This is a genomic window from Halomonas sp. QHL1, from assembly GCF_001882345.1.
Lineage (GTDB): Bacteria > Pseudomonadota > Gammaproteobacteria > Pseudomonadales > Halomonadaceae > Vreelandella.
Genome location: NZ_MINL01000001.1, coordinates 3460071 through 3481173, shown reverse-complemented (window position 1 = coordinate 3481173; position 21103 = coordinate 3460071). Strand labels below are relative to the sequence as shown.

The 21103-nt window shown below is 53.9% G+C and carries 17 protein-coding genes; 6 read left to right on the top strand and 11 right to left on the bottom strand.

What is annotated here, in order from left to right; translation table 11 throughout:
* Window positions 1-2 precede the first annotated feature (2 nt).
* From hutH to QHL1GM_RS15930, 7 genes are all read right to left on the bottom strand, one after another.
* Window positions 3-1571: a histidine ammonia-lyase gene (gene hutH, locus QHL1GM_RS15960; protein WP_071695343.1), complete on the bottom strand. Its 1569-nt coding sequence runs from the start codon at window positions 1569-1571 to the stop codon at window positions 3-5.
* Between the two features lie 36 nt (window positions 1572-1607).
* Window positions 1608-2738, bottom strand: coding sequence for an AMP-binding protein (locus tag QHL1GM_RS15955; RefSeq protein WP_071695342.1), 1131 nt, complete (start codon window positions 2736-2738; stop codon window positions 1608-1610).
* A gap of 92 nt (window positions 2739-2830) precedes the next feature.
* On the bottom strand, window positions 2831-3214 hold the full coding sequence (gene pyp / locus QHL1GM_RS15950; protein ID WP_071695341.1) for a photoactive yellow protein: 384 nt from the start codon (window positions 3212-3214) through the stop codon (window positions 2831-2833).
* Window positions 3215-3383: 169 nt separating this feature from the next.
* The gene (locus QHL1GM_RS15945) at window positions 3384-3881 is read right to left on the bottom strand and encodes a CIA30 family protein (RefSeq protein ID WP_071695340.1); all 498 of its coding nucleotides are present in this window, start codon (window positions 3879-3881) and stop codon (window positions 3384-3386) included.
* Between the two features lie 107 nt (window positions 3882-3988).
* Window positions 3989-5428 (bottom strand): ethanolamine permease, encoded by a 1440-nt coding sequence (gene eat / locus QHL1GM_RS15940; protein ID WP_071695339.1) that lies wholly within the window; start codon window positions 5426-5428, stop codon window positions 3989-3991.
* A 126-nt stretch (window positions 5429-5554) separates the two neighbouring features.
* Window positions 5555-6403, bottom strand: coding sequence for an ethanolamine ammonia-lyase subunit EutC (eutC, locus tag QHL1GM_RS15935; protein ID WP_071695338.1), 849 nt, complete (start codon window positions 6401-6403; stop codon window positions 5555-5557).
* Window positions 6393-7808, bottom strand: coding sequence for an ethanolamine ammonia-lyase subunit EutB (locus QHL1GM_RS15930; RefSeq protein WP_071695337.1), 1416 nt, complete (start codon window positions 7806-7808; stop codon window positions 6393-6395). Before QHL1GM_RS15930 ends, eutC begins: the two co-directional genes overlap by 11 nt.
* Window positions 7809-8020: 212 nt before the next feature.
* On the opposite strand from QHL1GM_RS15930, the gene QHL1GM_RS15925 reads away from it, so the two are divergent.
* Window positions 8021-8983: a helix-turn-helix domain-containing protein gene (locus tag QHL1GM_RS15925; protein ID WP_071695336.1), complete on the top strand. Its 963-nt coding sequence runs from the start codon at window positions 8021-8023 to the stop codon at window positions 8981-8983.
* Here QHL1GM_RS15925 and mdoH read toward each other — a convergent pair.
* The 3 genes from mdoH to QHL1GM_RS15910 form a co-directional block, all read right to left on the bottom strand.
* Window positions 8966-11485, bottom strand: a complete 2520-nt coding sequence (gene mdoH / locus QHL1GM_RS15920) for a glucans biosynthesis glucosyltransferase MdoH (RefSeq protein ID WP_071695335.1) — start codon at window positions 11483-11485, stop codon at window positions 8966-8968. The two genes, QHL1GM_RS15925 and mdoH, sit on opposite strands and share 18 nt — an antisense overlap.
* A complete protein-coding gene (locus tag QHL1GM_RS15915) occupies window positions 11478-13064 on the bottom strand; it encodes a glucan biosynthesis protein G (RefSeq protein WP_083571045.1) in 1587 nt (528 codons plus the stop codon). The genes mdoH and QHL1GM_RS15915 overlap by 8 nt, the downstream gene beginning before the upstream one ends.
* Before the next feature lie 381 nt (window positions 13065-13445).
* Window positions 13446-15791 (bottom strand): bifunctional diguanylate cyclase/phosphodiesterase, encoded by a 2346-nt coding sequence (locus QHL1GM_RS15910; protein ID WP_071695334.1) that lies wholly within the window; start codon window positions 15789-15791, stop codon window positions 13446-13448.
* 449 nt (window positions 15792-16240) lie between these two features.
* On the opposite strand from QHL1GM_RS15910, the gene QHL1GM_RS15905 reads away from it, so the two are divergent.
* From QHL1GM_RS15905 to zigA, 5 genes are all read left to right on the top strand, one after another.
* A complete protein-coding gene (locus tag QHL1GM_RS15905) occupies window positions 16241-16600 on the top strand; it encodes a helix-turn-helix domain-containing protein (RefSeq protein WP_083571044.1) in 360 nt (119 codons plus the stop codon).
* 286 nt (window positions 16601-16886) lie between these two features.
* Window positions 16887-17519: a class I SAM-dependent methyltransferase gene (locus QHL1GM_RS15900; RefSeq protein ID WP_071695332.1), complete on the top strand. Its 633-nt coding sequence runs from the start codon at window positions 16887-16889 to the stop codon at window positions 17517-17519.
* A gap of 96 nt (window positions 17520-17615) precedes the next feature.
* Window positions 17616-19004, top strand: coding sequence for a PepSY domain-containing protein (locus QHL1GM_RS15895; RefSeq protein ID WP_071695331.1), 1389 nt, complete (start codon window positions 17616-17618; stop codon window positions 19002-19004).
* A gap of 3 nt (window positions 19005-19007) precedes the next feature.
* Window positions 19008-19283 carry a TIGR03643 family protein gene (locus tag QHL1GM_RS15890; RefSeq protein WP_071695330.1) on the top strand — a complete coding sequence of 92 codons (276 nt, stop codon included), beginning with the start codon at window positions 19008-19010 and terminating at the stop codon, window positions 19281-19283.
* Between the two features lie 112 nt (window positions 19284-19395).
* A complete protein-coding gene (gene zigA, locus QHL1GM_RS15885) occupies window positions 19396-20622 on the top strand; it encodes a zinc metallochaperone GTPase ZigA (protein WP_071695329.1) in 1227 nt (408 codons plus the stop codon).
* 9 nt (window positions 20623-20631) lie between these two features.
* Here zigA and QHL1GM_RS15880 read toward each other — a convergent pair whose 3' ends face one another.
* A complete protein-coding gene (locus tag QHL1GM_RS15880) occupies window positions 20632-21075 on the bottom strand; it encodes a potassium channel family protein (RefSeq protein WP_071695328.1) in 444 nt (147 codons plus the stop codon).
* Window positions 21076-21103 lie beyond the last annotated feature (28 nt).

Genomic DNA, 21103 nt, shown 5'->3' with positions numbered 1-21103 from the left:
GGTTAAGGCTTTGAGCTCAGTAACGCTATTAACGGCGCTACCTCGTCCGGGTCAGCGAGTGCCGCTGCCACTTTGGCAATCTCTTCTGACAGTGGCCGATCCTGCTTAAGCGGCGGCGCATGCTCGCGCACCCAGGCACACAGCGTTTGGGAGGCGTGGCTAAGTAGGTGTGCATTTTTTAACTCAGCCCCCTGTGCCAGTACCAAAGCTTCAATCGCTAACACTTGGTAAAGTTGCTCTAAGCTTGTGCTGGCCCGCCTTGCGGCGATGGTGCCCAGGGGGACGATATCTTGGTTATCGGCGTTGGTGGGGATCGATTGAATAGAGGCGGGCATGGCATGGCTGCGCAGCTCTGCAACAAGCGCTGTTGCGCTGACCTGGGCGCCCATAAAACCGCTATGCAAACCGGTGTCGAGCGGCTGCATAAAGGCAGGCAAACCTCTGTTTTTCAATGGATCCGTAATCCTGGCAATACGCCGTTCGCTGTACAGCGCCATCTGGATAAGCGCACTGTTGAGACTGTCACTGGCAAAGGCGAGCTGCTGGCCAAAAAAGTTGCCTCCGTGGAGGATAAGATCGTCATCAGCCAACAGTAGCGGGTTGTCGGTAACGGCCTCCAGCTCGATACGCACGGTTTGTGCGTGCTGCTCGACTACGTCCCAAACAGCCCCCAAAGCTTGCGGCGCGCAACGCAAGGTATAGGCATCTTGGGGTAGCGGCCGGTGTTGTTCGATATCGTTGTGCATATCAGGCAGCGATGAAGGGGTCCGCTGCCAGGGAGTTAACGCATCGCTATCTTCAGAAAGTGACCAAAGCCAGCGGTGCAGCTGCTGCTGACCAGGGTGCGGACGCAGCTCGCCGATAGCGGGATGAAAGGCTTCGCGATGCCCTTCCAACAGTTCGGCGTAAAGCAATACCAGCAACGTGCTGAGTTTTAGTGCCCTTTGCGCTGCGGTGGCGTTCAAGGCAGCAATGCCGGCCGTGGTCGACGTTCCATTGACCAACGCGATAGCGTCTTTACCCTGTAATACCAGCGGCTTCCAGCCCAACTGTTGATGTGCCTCACCGCTGTCTATCCAACTTCCCCCGCGCAGGCTAACCTTTCCTTCACCGCTAAGTGCCCGCGCTAAATGCGCCAGCGGGGTTAAATCGCCGCTAGCGCCCACGGTGCCACGCGACGGTACTTCAGGCACCAAATCGGCCTCTAACCAAGCCTGCAGCCGTTCAATTAGCACAGGGTTGGCGCCCGAGTGACCGCGCACTAAGCTGGCCAGGCGCGCTACCATCATCGCGCGCGCATGGCGATGCGATAGCGGCTCGCCAACACCGCTGCACAAGTGATAAACCAAATTTTGCTGCAGCAACGCCGACTGCTTGGGATCCACATCAGTGGTCGCCAGCGGTCCGTATCCGGTTGTCACGCCATAGATTCGCCGACGCTGTTCAATGGCCGTGCATAAAAACGCATGGGCTTTTGCCACCGCGTTTTTTTCGGTTGAGGATAGTGTTATCGACTGTCGCCCCAACGCAATCCGTTCAATCTCTTCAAGCGTGCGACGCCCATCGTCCATAGCGGCATATCCTGTCTAGAAGCTTGTTTTATATAACTACCAGTCGGTTAGCTTGCCCATCGTATTGGTGGGCAAGGCAGCGCCATAAGTAACCCCCACGGGGCGCTCGGCGGCAGGCCACTGGGCAATGGTTTGCGCTATCGCGTTAGCGGTTTCCTGCTCGTTTTTCACAGGTACCACAAAGGCTTTCAACCGCCGTTTTGTGGTGGGCCCCGTGGTACGTATCGCACACTCAGCCACGCTCTCCAAAGTACGTAAGCGCTCGGCCACAAAGCGGGGACTGACGTTAACGCCGCCGATCATCACTACATCATCGTGACGCCCCTGCAGCGTGAAGGTGTGTTCGTCGTGCCAGTGGGTATTATCCAGCAGCGGTGTGGCGATGCGGCTATTAACGCGTTGAATATGCCGCGTATCGACGCGTTGCCAATGGGCTAACAGCCGATAAGGCTCATCCTGCTGCCAGCGGGTGGCGACACCGCCGGTTTCGGTGCTGCCGTAAATCTCCAGCAGTCCGGTTAGTCCGCGTGCGTTCAACGTATCTGAGGTCTCGGCAGAGAGCGGTGCAGTCGAAGACACCCCGACGACATTGGCGGGCCAGCTGCCGCGCGATAAGGCCAAATAGTCCCAGCGGGGAGGAACCGTGACCACTAAATCACCAGCAGTTAAAGTAGGTAGCGTTGCGTTGTCGACGCTAATGCGCGGAATACCCATCACCCCTGGCAACGCCACCCCCAGCATAAAACCGTATAGGTGATGTAGCGGTAACCAGCTAATCACGCGGTGTAACGTCGCTAGCGACGCAAAACGCTGCGCTAAGGCATTCGCCTCGGCTGCAATATCTTCCCAGCGGTGTAAATGAGCGGAGGGAGACCCAGTACTGCCCGAAGTTCTAAACGTCAGCCCTGAGGTTTCAGTGATGGCTCGCGCCACTAGGGCCGCCCAATCATCAAAGCGTTGGGTCATTAACAGGCGGTCTTCGGCGCCGGTCTCGTGCAAACAGAAGAACTCGTTAACACAAGCGGCGAGGTGAAGTCGTTCGAGGGAATCGATAGCCGGTGTATCCTGCCAGTTCGGCACTGAGGTACCCCGGTAAACAGACAGTTCTGCGCTCAGCAGTGATTGCAGAACCGCTTTGCAATCGGCTTCGCTTAGCCACTGAGGCATCTTGTTATCCTTAACGACGTCAGAAACATTGTCCGGTTCAAGCACCAAGCCGCCTACCCCTGTTGACCGTTGAGCAAGCGGCTTTTGGCGCGTTATAAACGCTTAACAAAAATCCAGTAAGTGTCACCTGAAATGGCTTTCTTCATATGCACTTTCACTTTGGTAGGCGTCATCTGGTAGTCAAAAATGTATTCAAACATCGTGTTGAGGTCGCCACTTTTAACCCCGTCTTTAAAACGGCCCTGAAACTCTTTGCTTTGTGTGCAGGGGGCTACGTCGGTAAAGAAGTTTTTACCGATCACGCTTTTGGGGTCTCGACCGGTAATACCGCCTTCCGCGGCGTTGTATTGAATAATTTTACCGTTGGCATCCAACTGGATCGCCCCAAAGGCTAACTCGTCGAGTTTTTTGTCATCCATTTTCGCCAGTGAATTTTCAATATCGTCGCCACCAAAGCGAACCGTTTCCATCGCCATTACCACACCTCCTGATTGAACGAATGGCAGGCATTTCGACCCACCAAAAAGCTCTACAGACCTGCCACAAAAATTATGCACAAACTGTAAGCCGTATTAAAATTAGCAGCATCATGTACCTAAGACAACCAACTAATACTATTGGATGGTACTGCTGCTATTTTTATCGTTAATCAAGCACTGCGTTTATCGCACTTACCTGCAAACAGAAAGGCCCTGCGGTGCGGTCTGCAATTAAAAAGCCGAGCTGGTGAATCTCGCTGGGCGTTACTGCGGGGGCATCGTTGAGCAACGTGCCACGCCGCACCGCCTCAAAGACGCTCCAGGGGAAGTGCAGCGTTTCCCAGCTATCCTGAGCAGGCGTAAATTTCACCCGATACGCTGAGGCATTGCCCAGAGAGGTACTTTTTAGGCGCAGTTGATAGGTACGACCATCACCCCGTACTGTCAGCGCTATGCCCTGGGCATCTGCTAGCGTGGGTTCAAAACCGTTGGGGTCGCGGCGAACGGACGCAAAACCCCCGCCGTTTTCCAGTGATACCTCCCCATGAAAACGCCCTTCACCGTCGATGACACTGAACGCGCTCTGGGAAGCACCGCCCATTACGTCATCATCTACTGCGTACCAGCGCTGCTGCTCATTAGGATTATCAAATATCAACGTCATCGGTGCTCCCCATAGGTAAGCGATTAAGTGTTAGTCGATAGAAACACAAAAGCCTCTACATCCATAGATGCAGAGGCTTCTTTGCCCTGTGAGCGAAAGAGTGAACGCTACAGCTTGGTAGAGGGCGCTGCGTGAGCAGGCTCGTCTCCGCCTAGGTCTTCAGGTGATGCCACCACTAGCGCAAACTCCTCCTCTGCGGTTTTCGCCACCAGATGATTTTTACTGTAGAGGAAGAAGTAGGCCGCACCGGCAATAAACAGCACAATAGTGTAGTTAAAAGCGCGCGGGTCAAAAGCGTAGACCCCGGTTAGCGCGACCAGAGAGAGCACTAGCGCAATGCCTGATGTCACAACACCGCCAGGGGTTTTATAGGGGCGAGGCAGATCGGGCTGCTGTACGCGCAGCATAATGTGGCTAAGTGCCATCAGTGCGTAGGAAATGGTGGCACCGACCACGGCCATGCCCAGCATTAGGTCACCTTCACCGCTGAGTGAGACTATAAAGCCAAACACACCGGGCACGATCAGCGCTAGATAAGGCACTTTACGCCCGCTAGTCAGCGATAAGCGCTTAGGCAAATAGCCCGCCCGTGAGAGCGCGAACACCAACCGGCTATAGCCATAAATAATCGAAAAGAACGAGGCAATGAGCCCTGCTAAGCCCAGCACGTTTACTATCGTGGCCAGGGTTGGATTGCCCGCCGCGTTCAGCGCATCTACTAAGGGTACGCCGCTTTGGCCAATCATTTCGGCACCCGCCGCACCGGCCAGTAGCACCACGACTAACAGCGCAGTGAAGAGCAGAAACAGCATCGCCGCGATAATGCCTTTGGGCATATCCCGGGCGGGGTCTTTGGCCTCTTCCGCCGCCAGTGGTACGCCTTCCACTGCCAGGAACAGCCACATACCAAACGGCAGCGCCGCCCAAACACCGTACCAGCCAAACGGCATGAAGGTGCTGGCGCCCGCCGCATCGGTGGGGGCAATATCAAACAGGTTGGCAGCGTCGAAACTGCCTATCAGTGCGACAGCGGTGGCCAGAATGGCGAACACCGCCATGCCGCTAATCACCATCATGACCTTGAGCGCTTCCCCCACCCCCGCCAGATGGATTCCAATAAACACGGCGTAGAAAATCAGGTACACCAGCGGGCCGTTAATGCCTAGTAACGCCTCTACGGCGGCACCGATAAAAATCACAATCGCCGCTGGGGCCAAGGCGTACTCGATCAATACCGCCAACCCGGTTAAGTAACCGCCGGCAGGCCCCATTGCTTGGCGGGCAAAGCTGTAGCCACCGCCCGCAGCGGGAAGTGCCGCTGACATTTCCGCGAGCGACAGCACCAAGGCTAAGTACATCAGCGCCATCAAACAGGCGGCAATCGCAAAGCCACCCCAACCCGCTTCAGCGATGCCAAAGTTCCACCCGGCGAAGTCACCGGAAATGACGTAGGAAACCCCAAGCCCCGCCAGCAGTATCCAGCCAGCGGTGCCTTTGCGCAGTTGGCGTTTTGCCAGATACGCCTGATCTATCGATGGTTGTGTCATCGTTATGCCCTTTCAGTGTGGAACGAAATCGTCGTCAGCGGCGTGCTGTTGTTTACCAACGTTGTTCCATTTTGTTATGTGACTGTTGTTGTTTGATCGTTGTTATAGGAGTCGCTTTTTGGGAAGCTACTCCGCCACCAGGAAGTTACGCGTCGAGCCTGATGCTGAATCCCCTTCCAACACATCGTCTTCGCTGCGGTCTTTCAACTTAACGCCAGACAATTTGAGCTGGCGGGCCTCTTTTAAGAGTAGAAAGAAACGCCGGGCGGCCTCCTCTATTTGCAAACCCGCCGGACGCACGTTGGAAATGCAGTTGCGCCGGTCATCTTTAAGCCCCGGTTCCGGCGCCCAGGTCATATACAGCCCTAAGCTATCCGGCGAGCTTAGCCCTGGTCGCTCGCCGATCATCACCAGCACGGCGTCAGCATTGAGCAGCCCTCCAATCTCATCGCCAATCGCTACCCGCCCCTGCTCGACAATCGTTAACGGCGCCAGCTGCCAATCGGCGCTATCACTGCTCAACATCTGATAAAGCGCGCTAAGAAACGGCGAGCTATTCTGCTGCACGGCCAACGCGGAAAGCCCATCGACCACGACCACCGCAAGGTCAAAGCGCTGCTGAGACACGGCGGCTTGTTGCAGGTGTTCACGCAGGTATTCACGGCTCTCGTCATTAAGGCGCCGCCCATAGTCGGGCCGTTGCAGGTACATGGCACGATCCTGGGCATGGCTGTGCAGGCGAAGCGGTGCCTCAGACAAATCTAGGGCTTGGGTTAACTCGGTGGAGAGCACTTCCACATCCAGCGGATAGTGAACGGCATCCTGGGCTTGGGCGTGAGCTAGCTGAAACGCCAGCAGTTTACTGGTGGGCAGGCTGACCCCTGCGCGCCCCAGGCCAATCCGCGCGTCGGTAAAGGCATTTAGCCGCTCCCAAGGGTTCTCCACCACGATGGGTGATGAGGGATCATGTGCCATGACGTGGCTCCTTGGGCAGGTGGCGCAGGCTGTTGGCAAAGGCGGCCGGAAGCTGGTCATTTAACCGGTGGGTGCTGACATCCTGGAAAATCTGCATCTCTTCGAGCCAGCGCTCAAACTCCGGCGCCGCCTTTAGCCCCAGCACTCGCCGCGCATAGAGCGCGTCGTGAAACGAAGTCGTCTGGTAATTGAGCATAATGTCGTCTGAGCCGGGGATGCCCATAATGAAATTGCAGCCCGCCACGCCCAGAAGAGTCAGCAGGTTATCCATATCGTTTTGATCGGCTTCGGCGTGGTTGGTGTAGCAAACGTCGCAGCCCATAGGCACGCCCAACAGCTTGCCGCAGAAGTGATCCTCAAGCCCTGCGCGAGTGATCTCTTTGCCGTCGAACAGGTACTCGGGGCCGATAAAGCCCACCACGGTATTCACTAGCAGTGGATTAAACTTACGCGCCACCGCGTAGGCGCGGGCCTCGCAGGTTTGTTGGTCGAGCCCGTGGTGAGCATCGGCAGAGAGCGAGCTGCCCTGGCCGGTTTCGAAATACATCACGTTGCGCCCCACCGAACCGCGACTGAGCGACTGCGCCGCCGCTTCGGCTTCGGCGAGAGTGCTCAAGTCAAAACCAAAGCTGCGGTTAGTGGCCTCAGTGCCGCCAATCGATTGGAAGACCAGATCGACCGGGGCGCCTTGCTCGATCGCCTCCAGGGTGTTCGTTACGTGGGTAAGCACGCAGGATTGGGTGGGGATTTGATACTTCTGGATCACTTCATCCATCAGGCGCATCAGTTTGACGCTCTGGGCGACGTTATCTGTCGCGGGATTAATGCCAATCACCGCATCGCCGCTGCCGTAGAGCAGGCCATCCAAGATACTGGCGGCAATACCGGTCACATCATCGGTGGGGTGATTGGGCTGAAGGCGTGTCGAGAGTCGCCCCGGCAGACCAATCGTGTTGCGAAAGGCGGTAGTCACCCGACACTTCTTGGCGACTAGAATCAGATCCTGATTACGCATCAGCTTGCTGACGGCGACGGCCATTTCGGGGGTAATCCCCGCTTTCACTTCCGTTAATACATCACTAGTCGCGTGATCGGAGAGTAGCCAGTTACGAAAATCGCCCACGGTAAGATGGCGAATGGGGGCGAAGGCGTTAGCGTCATGATCATCCATAATCAGCCGGGTGATCTCATCCTCTTCGTATGGAATCAGGGCCTCATTCAAAAAAGTGGTGAGCGGGAGCTCGGCGAGTACCATCTGGGCGACCACGCGCTCTTCGGCACTCTCCGCCATTACTCCAGCTAAGCGGTCACCAGAACGGGGCGGTGTGGCTTTGGCCATCAGCTCGGCTAGGCTTGCGAAGCGGTAGCTGCGACTCCCCACCGTGGTGTGATAGGTCTGCGCCATGGAGCTTTCCTTTTTTATTTACGCCTGCTTTTTAATTTCGCCGACTGCTTATTAAGGTATAAAACTTGCTTGTTTCTACCATAGCGCTATCACTAGAGAGGGAGTATCGAGTTTCGGCAAACCCGTCAACATTTCATAAATTCAAATAAATACAGAAACATAAGGCGTTAACCAAGCAATAGTGAGCGCGTATAACGCCCCGAGGAGCCCCCATGACCACGCTCGACAGCGCATTTGCACCAAAAAGATGCGTTCAGGAAGCGTTCGATGCCGATGAGCACGCGCAAAACCTGACGCGCTGGCAGCAGGAGTACGATCAAATCAGCCCTGGTAGCTTCTATGGTCGCCTGGATGAAGTGGCATTAGAGACGATGCAGGTGTTTAAGGAGCACACCGGGCAAGCGCTACGCCAGCAGTGTCGGGTATGGCCAAACTCGCTATGGATCGGTATCCCCACTACTCGCCATGGCACGCGGATCAATGGCCAAGCGCTTAGCGAGGGCGAAGTAATGTGCCGCCCCGGTGGGCAGGATTTTGAACTGGTTACCCCAGAGGCTTTCGATATCTACGGGCTGGTGATTCAATTGCCAGCGTTAGCAGAGGCGGCTAAGCGACAAGGTGTGAGCTTGGATACAGGCTGGCATGTCATGCCCCGCCGACAAGCGGCTAACGAAACGCTCAATGCCGTCGCGTTTCTTATCGAGCGCCTGCTTTCTAGCCAAACGCTGGCCATTGCCAGTCATATCCATCAAGACATTCTACTAATGGCGTTGCTGGAACTCCTGCAAGTCGAACAGCCTGGAGCAGAGCTGCCACCCAGCTATGCCCACCGTAAGGAAGTGGTTGACCGGGTAAAGCGCTACGTGGACGAGCATATGGATGGCCCGGTAACGATGAATGAACTTTGCAAGCTGACCCATGTTAGTCGGCGCACGCTGCAGTACAGCTTTACGGCCATTTTGGGTATTAGCCCACTGCAGTATTTACGTTTAACGCGGCTCAATCGTGTGCGTCGAGCGCTGCGCGCCGCATCACCCGAGCAGTCGGTAACGGAAATAGCCACCTACTGGGGGTTCTGGCATCTGGGTCAGTTCGCCCACGACTATAAGCAGCAGTTTGGTGAGTGTCCGTCACATACGCTTAACGCAAAATTAAGCTTAGTTAAAGGTCGGTAGATGCGTCGATTCACGCCCTGGCAGACCCAACTCAAACCAAGTGCGATGTGCCTTGCTGTCGACCCACAGGTGATAGTGCAGTTGCGACATCATCACTGGATCATCTAGAAAATCCAGCCGTTCCAATCGACTCATCCCCGCTGGCCCCATCAATACGGCGCGAGAAACCCGCTCGGCTCGGCGCTGGCGTATGGGTTCGACATCGGTGTGTCGTGATGCTCCTAAGGCAGTTGCCAACGCATTAGGCACGGGCTCAACCACCACACGGACAAAAGAGGGTGCCGACAACCCTGTGTTCATGCGGGTAAGTAAGCTAACCATGCGCCGCAGCACCCGTGGTGGCTGCGTTTCTTCAGGAATCCGGAACAGCCGCTTTTGAAAGCTGAGCTGCCCTAGCGAAACACGGCTTGAGAGTGCCGACACCGGGATGGATAGCATCAAAGCAACGACGATGGGCGAGAGCCACCAAAGAAATGTCGGTTCCATCACGTAAACACCCGCTGCCCACACAGCCCCTATTAGCGTTTGGGACCAATGCGCGCGGATGGCATCACGCCACGTCGTGTCACTATTTTCTCGGGACGGTGAGCGCCACTGAACCGCCCACCCTATCACTGATGTAAGTACAAAGCGGGTGTGAAACAGCATTCTTACCGGCGCTAATAGCATCGAGAATAGCGACTCGAGCACCATGCTCGCCAACACCTTGAGCGGCCCACCAAATTGACGGCTGCCCTTTATCCACACCAGCAGTACGCTTAGCAGTTTCGGCAAGAACAGCAGTAACGCCGTCACACCGAACAGCCCCACCGCTAAGGTGGGATTCCATTGCGGCCAAACAGGAAACAACATTCCCGGTTCAGGAAAGTAGTTGGGGGTGCTAAAGCTATGCACGGCTAACAGTGCGGTAGAAAGAACTAAGAAAAGGAACCATAGCGGCGCTGAAAGATAAGACATTAAACCGGTCAGGAAGACGGCACGGTGAACAGGATGAATGCCTTGGGAGAAAAACAGCCGGAAGTTCATCAAATTGCCGTGGCACCAACGCCTGTCGCGATTGAGCTCATCGAGAAGGTTAGGAGGCATTTCTTCATAGCTCCCTTCCAGTTTGTAGGCAATCCATACCCCCCAACCGGCGCGCCGCATCAGCGCCGCCTCGACAAAATCATGGGACAAAATCTCGCCGGACATTGAGCCTTTACCGGGTAGCGGCGCTAATATGCAGTGCTGCATAAACGGGGCCAGGCGAATGATCGCGTTATGCCCCCAGTAGTGCGACTCGCCTAACTGCCAAAAATGCAGCCCTGCGGTAAACAGCGGCCCGTAAACCCGCGTCGCAAACTGCTGCATGCGAGCGTACAAATTGAGGCGCCCGGAAGCCCGTGGCGCCGTTTGGATAATACCAACCTCGGAACGCGCCTCCATCATTTGCACTAGCCGGGTAAGGCATTTGCCACTCATAACGCTATCGGCGTCCAGTACCAACATATAGCGGTAGAGCGCCCCCCAGCGTCGGCAAAAATCGTCAAGGTTACCGCTCTTGCGCTTGACCCGGCGCTGTCGACGGCGATAGTAAACTTGGCCGAAAGCATCCAGGTCACGGCACAACACCAACCAGGCATAGGTTTCTTGAATGGCAATATCGGGGTCAGACGTATCGCTTAGGATGAAGATATCGAAATGCCGGTCATTGCCTGTGCTGCGCAGTGACTCCAGGGTGGCGCGCACCCCGGCGAAGACTCGTGCAACATCCTCATTACAGATCGGCACCAGCAGTGCTGTGCGCGCCTCATCATCAATCGGCTCGTCACCCACTTCGCTGTCAATGGCGTAGCGGTCATGGCGTCGTAATAGCTGGAAGAACCCCATCAACGCGGTCCAAAACCCGGCGGACACCCAGGCGAATAGCAGCACAAACAGCGATAGGATCGCTATCTCAAGCCACTGCAGACCCTGGCCAGGGAGTACAGTACGCATCTGATTGGCAGCGATGATGCTTTGACCAAAAATCAGCACCAGCAAAATCCAACGGCGCCTTCTGGCAACCCACTTCCAGGACGCGGAGGGCGACGCTCTTTTGCGCTGACCAAAATCCCCGTTAGCCCAGCGCTTGAAACGTCGACCAATATTCACAAAGGGGTTAGTCGACCACTTCTGGGGGCCCAACGGTGTTCGTTTCATCGGTGGCGCAGTGCGCAGGCGCGTAATGCCAGACGCATCCGTTGACAATACCTCTGGCGGCGCTAACGGCGGCTCTGCATAGGCAAGCGCCAAGCGTCGACCTACTGATAATGCTGCTGGATCATCACTACTCTTACTCGACCAATCTTTCTCGACGTCACTGTCCCCACCTAACGCAGCATGTAGCGCCGCCATATCGTGTTGATCTAGATCACCCACTAATAACGTGTAGCGCTCCTTACGATCCTGGGTTTCCAACGCCAATCGCTCTAAATAAAGATCCGTTGGCGTTGCCTGGGAGGGAGATATTGTTTCAGCCATTAGCGGGTAGCCTATAGTACCAAGTCTCGGACATTTGCTTGCCATCGAGTACTAGCTTGGCCCTGATATCTAAAGGCTGGTTGCCATTATTGCGCTTCACGTTGACAAACACCCGCCAACCGTTGGTCGCCGGATTATGAACAACGCGACTATTGGCTAATTCGCCATTATCGCCAACGCTGGCCTCTACGCCCATATTTGCATCGCTGGGGATACCGGAGAGCGAGGGCCCGATAAAATCGAGGACGAAAGCGAGCGTACCGTCGGGCTCACGCACCAAGTTATCGCGAATCACTTCTCCCCGTGAGCGACGTGTCTCTTCAACCCACGCAAGCTGAGGATCAAGGTGGCGGCTTTCATCGGTTGTGAACGTAATACGGTAATCGAACGCCAGCGGTGTTCCAGGATCATGCGTTTCATCAGCCAGCCACATCGATACGATGTTGTCGTTGGTCTCGTTGTCTGTGGGAATCTGGATCAGCTCAACGCTACCGGCCCCCCACTCGTTTTGTGGCTCAACCCAGGCGCTTGGGCGCAGATCATAACGTGCGGCAATATCCTGATAATCGCTAAAATTGTGACCCCGTTGCATCAGGCCATAGCCGCGTAACTGAGGCGTTGCCTGTCGATTCATCATCAACCTGGCCGGATTGGCTAGCGGGCGCCATGTCCAACCATTCTGGGCATCATTGATTAATAGGCCATTAGAGTCATGGATTGCAGGGATATAGTGTTGTGTCGAAGAGGGCTGCTCCGGGCCGTAAAGGTACATACTGGTGAGCGGTGCTATCCCCAATTTCTCGACCGCCCGGCGCAAATATAGCCGCGACTGTACATCTACTAAGGTGTCTTCTCCGGGGCGTAACACGAAGCGATAGGCACCGGTAACGCTAGGCGAGTCAAGCAGGGCGAAAATCGTCAAGTACTGGCTTTCTTGGCTAGGCTCGATGATCCACATTTCTGTAAAACGAGGGAACTCCTCGCCTGAAGGCAACCCTGTGTCAACAGCCAAGCCGCGCCCTGAAAGACCATAAACCTGCCCTCTGCCAATAGCGCGAAAATAGCTTGCCCCCAAAAAGACCATCATCTCCTCATTGCGATCACCTTCATTGAGCGCATGGTTGATCCTGACACCAGCAATACCAATGCCATCGCTATTCTTCACTTCATCGGAGATACCTAAATCACCGTACGTGAAGTCATCTGGGTTGTAAGCAAAGCCATGAACTTCGCCATCCTGATCAATGCTGTTTAGCTGGATGGCACTGTCATAATGCATCCCTTCATGGATAAAGCTCAGGGTGAAAGGTGCGCCTCTACCGCTCCACACGTCGCGATCTCGCTTGAACTGTATTTGCGCATATTCCGAAAAGCTGAGTTCGCGCAGTTCATTGGGCAACGATGTTTCTGGAGCACGATAGCCCTGCTGGGCCAGCTCTTCTGCTTTTCTAGCGACATCATCAAAGCCAAATGCAAAAGCCTCAAGAGGAAAGCTTCCAACCAGCAGCCCGCCTAGAACGGCTAGAGAAAAAAAATCGTTGCGGCGTGAAAATTTACTTAGCGGGGTCGATCCACTCATTTAGCGTAATCCTCCTGTACAATCCTTTGACTGAATTCAAATACGCTTATTTGCCGAATCGACATACCTGAGAGACCATTCGATCAGCTAATTGCGTCCTTCTGCTACTGCTCGCCATCGCCAAAATACACACCATGCGCGCATGTAAAGATTAGATTACATTTTAGGTATAGCATGAGTCTAGACTACTTGGCACCCTGACTGACCGAGCTTTTTGAAAGGACTGAGGCGAAAAATTAGAACTTACTCAATATGTTGAGCAGTGAGGATGGGCGATCTATTAAGCTGGTGGGCTACAGGCGTAAGTATTTCTGCTGACAGTTACTATAAGCTCAGTCACCGTGTAGGCATGCAGAAATTTTCATGGTCTATCTACCTAGGCTAAATGAGCCAGCGTTGGGCAAACTGTGCGGCTGCCAATGGCCGATCAAAGTAGTAGCCTTGCCCCTGAGCACAGCCCATTGCAAGCAATGCTTTGATTTGGTTTTGGTTCTCAATACCCTCCGCAATGGTCTCAAGTCCCAGCGTATTCGCCATAGCAATAATCGTCGCCACAATGACACGGTCATTGTCACTGGTAAGCATATCGCGGATAAAAGAAATATCGATTTTTATTTTATCGGCGGCAAAGCGCTTTAGGTAGGCAAGCGAGGAATAGCCAGTGCCAAAATCATCAATGGAAAGCCCTAACCCTTTGCTCTTTAAAACCTCAGTCATGGCGATCGCCTTTTCAGGATTTTCCATGATGCCGCTTTCGGTAATTTCCAGACTCAGTTGTGACGCCTCAACGCCGTAATGGGCACAACAATGGAGCACGTTGGCGGCCAGGTCGTCCTCTTCAAACTGCTGTGCGGCAATATTAATCGCCAACTGGCCAACCATAGGGTGTCCCTGCTCTCGCCACGCGGCCAACTGACTGCAGGCTTCTTCAATCACCCAGTTACCGAGCGCGACAATCATACCGCGCTCTTCAGCAATAGGAATAAATTTACCCGGCGATACGTCGCCAAGCTCATCATCGTGCCACCGACACAGCGCCTCAGCGCCAATCAATAAACCGCTGTGCAAATCCACTTGGGGCTGAAAGTGCAGGCTAAGCTGTTTTTCTGCAATGGCAGACGCCAGACGTTTGGCAATATGCAGCTGTTCGGCCACAACGCGCCCCATCCAGGACTCGAATACACATACGGAAAGCTTTTGCCGTTTGGCTTGATACATAGCGATGTCAGCGTGTTTCAACAGCTCTAAGGGTGTTGCCGCATGCTGAGGATAAAGCGCTAGTCCGATTCCCACCGTGAGTTCGAAAGAGTGTTGCTCAACAATAAACGGTAGCGCGATGCTGTCATAGAGCCGCTGAGCGATGGCTATTGCGCTGTCTTCCTCGATCCCAGGGCACACCACCACAAACTCATCACCGCCTAAGCGTGCTAAATACTGTCCCTTAGTTAGCGACGCTGCAAAGCGTTTGGCAACGTCCTTAAGCACTAAATCCCCCAGATCGTGGCCAGCAGTGTCGTTGATCTCTTTGAAATGATTAAGATCCAGTAGCAATAGCGCCAATTCAGTAGTCTGCGTATCGGCGACCACTCGCTCTAAGTGGCGCATAAAGGCAGCACGATTGGGCAATCGAGTACCGGGATCACAAAAAGCGAGTTGGCGTATGCGTACTTCGTCTTGTTGACGTTCAAGCTCTGAAGCTGCCCGTGCTGCAAATATCTGCAATACATTACGCACAACATCGACATCGGCCAGCGGCTTTTTAAACATTACGCCAATAAGTCCCAACGGCTGACCATGGCTATTATCTAGCCGCCGCCCAACATAACCATTTACCCAGGAAAGCGCCCCGTTGCTTTCAGCAGGTAGCATAATGGCGGCGCCCTCATGAACGATACACTCCTGTTCCACCATCACCTTGTGGCAGGGAACACCGGGAAGGTAGTAGGCAAAATTGCTTTGAACTTGACCATTTACATACAGTGTTAAGGTATGAGCGATATCAGAATCTTGCTCATCCAGCAGTGCAATAAACCCCACTTCGGCGGATAACGCCTCAGCCATATGGGCGGTCAGTTGGTGCAGAAACGCTTCGCCATTTTCAGCCGAAACAGCGGTCGCCACGCTGACAACGGCGTGTTGGAAGCGCTGTTGCTCATTAATGGTATTGATTAAGGCGGTGTTGTGTCGGCCAATGCGCTTCAGCGCCCGTTGATTATGCAGCATACGTTCGCGCGTTTGGCCTTCCGCTAACTGACGCGCCAACTCGGCACCAGCCAACGCCGCAGCGATACGTAACACTTCATCGGTATACGGTGGAAGTCTCAAAGCAGAGGAGTGCATTAGCGCAATGACGCCCAAGAATCCCCCTCCAGGCGCTGCGATGGCGATACCCAAATACCCCTCAGCTCTCAAAGCGGCCAAGCGTTGATCATCTGGGAACTGCTGACGAACCTGAGAGGGTACATACAGTCGTGAGTGTTCGGCGACCTGTTGGCATGGTGTACCTTGTAGCGAATATGGGGCCGTCTCAATGAACTCGCCCTGAGACCACACCGCCAGCGTTGTCGAAATGCCCTGACGGCTATCGACATGTTCAACAACGGCATGATTAACTCCAAGGATGTCCGCCAAGGACTTCACAAGGTGTTGAAAAAAACCTTCTTCACTGACGTTAGATAACTTATCCGCCAACTGTCGAAAAATCTCTGGAGCAGAAGTAGGGAGCATGTTATCAAGCGCCTTCGAATTTACACATCAAGCTTCTCACCCGCTTTATTTGAAAAGTATTTTTGCAAAAAAACACACCCGCTTACCGCATAAACGTTTTTCGGCTGTCGACAAAACATTAAAAGCTCATAAAAGAAAATCATTCAATCCTCAACAACCGTTACTTAAATACCCTTTAAATAACTTCAAAAAATCATTAAAAATCTCAAACATTACTATTAAAAACATAATTATCTCGTGCATTTCTCAATCTGCGTTCAGTTATTTACCTCATAGCTACAGAATTTTTATCGATGCAAAATTTAATCACTAACGCTCTATTATATGTTTCAGCTAGTAGACAAATGATACAAAAAGTAACCAGCAGCATCCAAATCAACCTTAGAAGATGATATTCAACCTAAACAGTCCTTCATGTCAATAGGTCGTTCCTCAACCATCTAGGTCTAATGGAGGGCATTGTGAATAAAACAGAACAGGAACGGCTGGCGGGCAGTATTGGCCGGGCCATTGCCAAGCAGAGGGTGCGCAGTCAATTGACCCAAGAAGAAGTTGCTGAGCGCTTAGGTGTTGGTAATGAAGCCGTTTCGCGCATTGAGCGCGGGCGGGTGATCCCCAACATTGTGCGTCTAATAGAGCTTGCTGAAATTTTCAACTGCGAAGCAGCGGAGTTGTTTGGGCAAGCAAGTTTTCATATCGATGATCAAACAAGCAGATTGGAACAGCTTTTAGAGCCTTTAAATCAAGATGATCGCATGCTGGTTATCGACATTGTTGAAAATTTAACCACACGCCTACAAAAAGATTAATAATTTATAGCGATAAGAGCTCTCTTGCACAACCTTAAAAACAATCAACAACTGCAACAAAAAAATTAATTAAAAGCTCATGTATTTTTTACTACTTTATAAATCTCACGCAATGAATTAAATAGGGTGGATAGCATTATTTTTACAACATTTTTTTATAAAATTAGCCATACAACAAGGACATACTTTATTGGTTAAATGATTACTTTCATGCTATAGGTAGTTTGATGTAGATGGTCGACATCCGCTCTTCAGCAATCGCAGCGTTGCGCTGCAAAGAGGCGTTATGTTCAACACCACCGCTTGGAATCGCCTACGCTACAACGTGTACGCACCTTTCTACGATGCGGTAGCCGCTCGTGCGTTTCGCAGACCGCGGCGTATTGCGCTTGGCCAAGTGGATTGGGAGCCCGGTATGCGGGTGCTGTTGGTAGGTGCCGGAACAGGGTTAGATCTGCCTTTTCTGCCTCATGATATCGAATTGCACGCCACCGATATCGCTCCAGCCATGGTGAAGCGCGCGGCTAAAAGGGCCGAAGCCCTTCGCCGCGATGTTGAGTGTTGTGTAATGGATGCCGAGGCGCTCAGCTACCCCGACGAGCACTTTGATGCCGTCATCATGCATTTGATTATTGCGGTAATGCCTGACCCGCAACAAGGGCTTGCCGAAGCGCACCGTGTGCTAAAACCCGGCGGACAGCTGTGTGTGATGGATAAGTTTCAGTCGGATGAACAGCCGGCAGGCCCGGGTCGGCGCCTCCTGAACCAGCTAACATCAGCGCTTGCGACCGATATTACTCGTCAAGCGCAGCCACTGCTCACCGAGGCTGGCTTCCAGATTCGTCATGACGAACCGGTGCTGATGGATGGCTTATTCCGTGCACTGCTAGCCTACAAACCTGTGCCTTCTAAACGTTAATCGTGTGACTTTTTACCGCTGCGTGAAGGCTAGCGATCGTTAAGTAAACTATCTAAGCTGTCTCACTACTTTACCGATACCACTCGGATTCAGCGAATGACAGCCCGCTCCCCTACTCGCTCTAGCAAACTGCTTTTTGCCCTGCTTAGCCGACTGCACTTATATACGGGCCTTTTCATCGGCCCTTTTATTCTCATCGCGGCACTATCCGGTATTGCTTACTTACTGAGCCCACCCCTTGAAGAGTGGCTATACCATGACACCCTGTATGGCGTTACGCAGGGTGAGCCTCAACCACTTGCTGAACAGATCGCTGCTGCCCAGCGGCACCTGGGCGCCCCAACCATACCCAGCGCAGTGCGCCCTGCACCGACACTAGGCGACACCACCCGGCTAATGTTTAGCGAGTCAGGACTGGGGCCTTCTGAACATCATGCGCTGTTTGTCGACCCTATTTCTCTGGAAGTGACCGGTGATACGACGGTTTACGGTACCAGCGGTATTTTACCGTTACGCACAGCGATCGATCATTTTCACCGCCAGCTGTTAATGGGCGAGGTGGGACGTCTCTATAGTGAGTTGGCCGCCTCTTGGCTTTGGCTTGCCGCGCTGGGTGGCGTAACGCTGTGGATTCAGCAACGCTGGGCGCTAAAAGCTCTCCCGGGGGCCCATACGACCCGCCGTCGACACGCAACGCTAGGGGTAATACTCTCCTTCGGGCTACTGTTCTTTTCAGCAACGGGGCTTACTTGGTCACAGTGGGCAGGGGGTAATATTGCAGAGTTTCGCCATGCCTGGGGCTGGAACACGCCTAGTGCTTCAACGACGCTAAGCGATACCGATAGCCCAGTAGCCAATGAACATGCCGAGCATCGCGGACACATGGCGATGGTTTCCACGGCCATCGTCTTAGCAGACTTTGACCGAGCACTGAGTGCAGCTCGTGAGGCGGGACTCAGCGCTGGACGACTCCAACTAACGCCCCCGAGCGGCCCCCAGCAGGCGTGGCGGGTAGCAGAAATTGACCGCCAGTGGCCTACGCAGGTAGACCAAGTGGCGCTGCATCCGCGCAGCATGGCGGTGACCGATCAAACCGACTTCGCCACCTTTCCACTAGCCGCCAAGCTGACCCGCTGGGGAATTGATCTGCATATGGGAGTGCTATTTGGTATTGCTAATCAAATAGTGCTGGCGTTAATCGCCGTCGGGCTGGTGACACTTATCGCGTGGGGTTATGTCATGGCGTGGCGGCGACTGCGCACGGCGAGTGGTCAGCGCTTTCCAACGCTAACAGAGCCCTGGTTATTGCTCCCACTCACGGCCAAACTAAGCGTGCTGTTTATCGCTATCGCGCTGGGCCTGGCGCTGCCAGTATGGGGTGTCAGCTTGCTGATTTTCGTCTTGATTGATGCGCTGCGCTGGTATGTTAAAAAGCGCTACACTGTCCGCAACCTGAATACCCGCCACTCAGATACGTTGAGGTGATCGATGCCAAAAGCCCCCGTTAAGCGCTTTCGCCGCTTACCCGATGATGAGCAGTCGCGCATGATTGAAATGGCTTGGGAGGACCGCACGCCGTTTGAAGCGATCGAAACGCTGTTTGGGCTTGCCGAGCCCGATGTGATTGAGGTGATGCGCCACCAGCTTAAACCCGCCTCGTTTCGTTTATGGCGCAAACGTGTCACCGGCCGCGCCACCAAACACCAAGCCCTGCGCTCGCCAGACGTTCTCCGTGGATACTGCCCGACACAATATAAGCGCTGAGACTCACTAGCAGATACGAAACTGATCCGACCTCCTCCAAAACAGACCTTTCTCTAAACACCTTTATTGTTATATTATCACATAACATAAAACTTCTAGAGGTGTATTAGCAATGACTGCGTTTTCTCCCCTACCCGTCACCGTTCTGTCGGGTTTTTTAGGCGCTGGCAAAACCACCGTGCTCAATCATATTCTCGCCAATCGTGAAGGCCGTCGGGTGGCGGTCATCGTCAACGATATGAGCGAGGTGAATATCGACGGTGCGCTGGTGCGCGGCGGCCCTGGCGAGTCGACTTTGGATGGCGAAGTAGCCCTTAATCGTTCAGAGGAACGCTTGGTGGAGATGAGCAATGGCTGCATCTGCTGCACCCTGCGCGAAGACCTGCTGGAAGAAGTAAGCCAGCTGTCCCGAGAAGGCAAATTCGATTACCTGGTCATTGAGTCCACCGGCATCTCCGAGCCGCTGCCCGTGGCGGAAACCTTCACCTTTGAAGATGAAAGTGGTCAGAGCCTTTCCCATGTAGCACGGTTAGATACGCTAGTGACCGTGGTCGATGGTGCCAACTTTCTGGACCAGTACCGTGAAGCGCAAAGTCTCGCCGAAGCGGGTGAGAGTTTAGGTGAAGACGACGAGCGCAACGTCGCCGACCTGCTGGTCGATCAAATCGAGTTTTGCGATGTGCTACTAATCAGCAAAACGGACCTGATTGATGCAAAAGAGCTAGAGGCGCTAAAGGCTATCCTACACTCGCTGAACCCCAACGCGGAGCTGGTGCCAATCACCCAAGGCGGCGTGCCGCTGGATAAAGTGCTGGATACCGGCAAGTTCAATTTCGAGCGTGCCCAGCTAGCACCAGGCTGGCTAAAGGAGATGCGCGGCGCGCATGTGCCAGAGACCGAAGAGTACGGGATTGGCAGCTTTGCCTATCACGCCCGTCGCCCCTTCCATCCGCAGAAATTCCACGATCTGCTGAACCAGGAGTGGTTTGGTAAAGGTCTGTTGCGCTCGAAAGGCTTTTTCTGGCTGGCCACTCGCCCTCAATCTGCTGGTCAGTGGAGCCAGGCAGGCGGCATCGCCCACCACGGCCCGGCCGGGGTATTCTGGAAAGCCATTCCCGAAGAGCGTTGGCCAACAGACCCAGAAACGCGTCAGTTTATTATGGAGAAGTGGCAGGAGCCGTTTGGCGATATGCGCCAGGAGTTGGTATTTATCGGCCAGAATCTGGATCAACCCCGGATGCGTGAAGCGCTGGACGCCTGCCTACTAAGCGAAGGTGAGCTGTTGCTTGGTATGACCGCGTGGAAGCAACTACCCGACCCCTTCCCTGCCTGGGAATAACCTAACCGGCTACTCTGCCCCCACGGCCCAGTGCTGCTGCATTTGCAGGAAGGTGAGCGAAGCCGACCAAGTAATCAGCATAAACCCGATCAGACCTTCGGCGCTGAGAAGCAATCGGATACCACCCTCGGGGGTTAGGTCACCAAAGCCGAGGGTGGTATAGCTTGTTGCCGACACATAGAGATAATCCCAAATCGTCACCGCTTCGCTGCCCGAAAGTTGACCCGTTTCAGGCAGGTATTGAAGAGCTGCCAACGCGAGGGCAAACAGACAAATTTCGGCAACATGCGCTCCAAACAGCGAAAACATGAGTACTAAAAAACGCCGCCTTAACGTTAGCGGCCAATACTCAAGTTTACGGCTCACCCGAATGGCCACTTCAAAATGCACAACCACACTGGCCAGTACCGCTATCGCCGTAATAAGAATGGCCGCCCCACTTCCGCTTAACATTGCTGCTCCCTGCATTAATTTCCAAGAA

Coding starts and splice junctions, on each gene's coding strand:
- QHL1GM_RS15880 (WP_071695328.1), bottom strand. CDS start 21,075: ATGTTAAGCGGAAGTGGGGCGGCCATTCTTATTACGGCGATAGCGGTA.
- QHL1GM_RS15895 (WP_071695331.1), top strand. CDS start 17,616: ATGACAGCCCGCTCCCCTACTCGCTCTAGCAAACTGCTTTTTGCCCTG.
- QHL1GM_RS15900 (WP_071695332.1), top strand. CDS start 16,887: ATGTTCAACACCACCGCTTGGAATCGCCTACGCTACAACGTGTACGCA.
- QHL1GM_RS15910 (WP_071695334.1), bottom strand. CDS start 15,791: ATGCTCCCTACTTCTGCTCCAGAGATTTTTCGACAGTTGGCGGATAAG.
- QHL1GM_RS15930 (WP_071695337.1), bottom strand. CDS start 7,808: ATGGCGCAGACCTATCACACCACGGTGGGGAGTCGCAGCTACCGCTTC.
- QHL1GM_RS15890 (WP_071695330.1), top strand. CDS start 19,008: ATGCCAAAAGCCCCCGTTAAGCGCTTTCGCCGCTTACCCGATGATGAG.
- QHL1GM_RS15945 (WP_071695340.1), bottom strand. CDS start 3,881: ATGACGTTGATATTTGATAATCCTAATGAGCAGCAGCGCTGGTACGCA.
- pyp (WP_071695341.1), bottom strand. CDS start 3,214: ATGGCGATGGAAACGGTTCGCTTTGGTGGCGACGATATTGAAAATTCA.
- mdoH (WP_071695335.1), bottom strand. CDS start 11,485: ATGGCTGAAACAATATCTCCCTCCCAGGCAACGCCAACGGATCTTTAT.
- QHL1GM_RS15955 (WP_071695342.1), bottom strand. CDS start 2,738: ATGCCTCAGTGGCTAAGCGAAGCCGATTGCAAAGCGGTTCTGCAATCA.
- eutC (WP_071695338.1), bottom strand. CDS start 6,403: ATGGCACATGATCCCTCATCACCCATCGTGGTGGAGAACCCTTGGGAG.
- QHL1GM_RS15905 (WP_083571044.1), top strand. CDS start 16,241: ATGGAGGGCATTGTGAATAAAACAGAACAGGAACGGCTGGCGGGCAGT.
- zigA (WP_071695329.1), top strand. CDS start 19,396: ATGACTGCGTTTTCTCCCCTACCCGTCACCGTTCTGTCGGGTTTTTTA.
- QHL1GM_RS15915 (WP_083571045.1), bottom strand. CDS start 13,064: ATGAGTGGATCGACCCCGCTAAGTAAATTTTCACGCCGCAACGATTTT.
- hutH (WP_071695343.1), bottom strand. CDS start 1,571: ATGGACGATGGGCGTCGCACGCTTGAAGAGATTGAACGGATTGCGTTG.
- QHL1GM_RS15925 (WP_071695336.1), top strand. CDS start 8,021: ATGACCACGCTCGACAGCGCATTTGCACCAAAAAGATGCGTTCAGGAA.
- eat (WP_071695339.1), bottom strand. CDS start 5,428: ATGACACAACCATCGATAGATCAGGCGTATCTGGCAAAACGCCAACTG.